The organism is Streptomyces sp. adm13(2018), from assembly GCF_008042145.1.
In the GTDB taxonomy this organism is placed as follows: Bacteria; Actinomycetota; Actinomycetes; order Streptomycetales; family Streptomycetaceae; genus Streptomyces.
In genome coordinates, this window is the sequence record NZ_RDBH01000117.1 from 15,058 (window position 1) to 16,235 (window position 1,178).

General features: G+C 72.8%; 1 protein-coding gene and 1 pseudogene. One reads left to right on the forward strand and one right to left on the reverse strand.

Going from position 1 to position 1,178, the window contains the following annotated elements; all coding sequences use genetic code 11:
• The coding region (locus EAO70_RS15325; RefSeq protein ID WP_148003545.1) for a S1 family peptidase at nucleotides 1-693 on the forward strand (693 nt) is incomplete at its 5' end.
• Nucleotides 694-936: 243 nt separating this feature from the next.
• On the opposite strand, the pseudogene EAO70_RS15330 reads toward EAO70_RS15325, so the two are convergent.
• A pseudogene (locus EAO70_RS15330) lies at nucleotides 937-1,178 on the reverse strand (beta-galactosidase); the annotation flags it as partial.

A 1,178-nucleotide genomic window follows, 5' to 3' on the forward strand; every position in this document is an offset into this window, starting at 1 on the left:
GCCTCCGCCGCCCCCGCCCCCGTCGTCGGAGGCACCCGTGCCGCCCAGGGCGAGTTCCCCTGGATGGTCCGGCTCTCCATGGGCTGCGGCGGCTCGCTGATCACCCCGCAGGTCGTCCTCACCGCGGCCCACTGCGTGAACGGATCCGGCAACAACACCAGCATCACCGCCACCGCCGGCGTCGTCGACCTGCAGAGCAGCAGCGCGATCAAGGTCAAGTCCACCAAGGTCTACCAGGCCCCCGGCTACAACGGGTCCGGCAAGGACTGGGCGCTGATCAAGCTCGCCAGCCCGATCAACTCGCTGCCCACCCTGAAGATCGCCGAGACCACCGCGTACAACAGCGGCACCTTCACCGTGGCCGGCTGGGGCGCCGCCCGCGAGGGCGGCGCGCAGCAGCGGTACCAGCTCAAGGCGAACGTGCCCTTCGTCTCCGACGCCTCCTGCAAGAACTCCTACGGAAGCGACCTCATCCCCGCCGAGGAGATCTGCGCCGGCTACACCCAGGGCGGCGTCGACACCTGCCAGGGCGACTCCGGCGGCCCCATGTTCCGCAAGGACAACGGCGGAGCCTGGATCCAGGTCGGCATCGTGAGCTGGGGCCAGGGCTGTGCCCGGCCCAACTACCCCGGCGTCTACACGGAGGTCTCGACCTTCGCCGCCGCGATCAAGTCCGCGGCCGCCACGCTGTAGCGACCGCATGTGGCAGGTGCCCCGGAGCGGCCTCGGCTCCGGGGCACCGGCATGCGAGGGGTACGGAACCGGCCGCAGTACGGGTACGGCGCCGGCGCCGCGAGGCGTCCGGTACGGACACGGCACCGGTACGGGACCCGGTCGCGGCACCCGTCGACGGTGGCGCCGCCAGACATCGGGTACGGACCCGGCCGCGGTACCGGCGCGGCACCGGCACCAGTACCACTGCGGCGCCCCCCGCCCTCAGACCGGATCCAGTACCGGCCCCGTCCCCGCGTCCCCCTCCAGTTCCAGCACCCACACCTCGTTCGCGCCCTCCCGCAGCACCGGTCCCGGTACGAACAGGGCCTCCTGCGGTCCCGTCGACCAGTACCGGCCGAGGCAGAAGCCGTTCACCCACACGAAGCCCCGGGTCCCGCCCGGCAGCCGCAGCCACGCGTCCCCCGCCCCGGCCACCTCCATCGTCCCCCGGTGCAGCCCCGGAC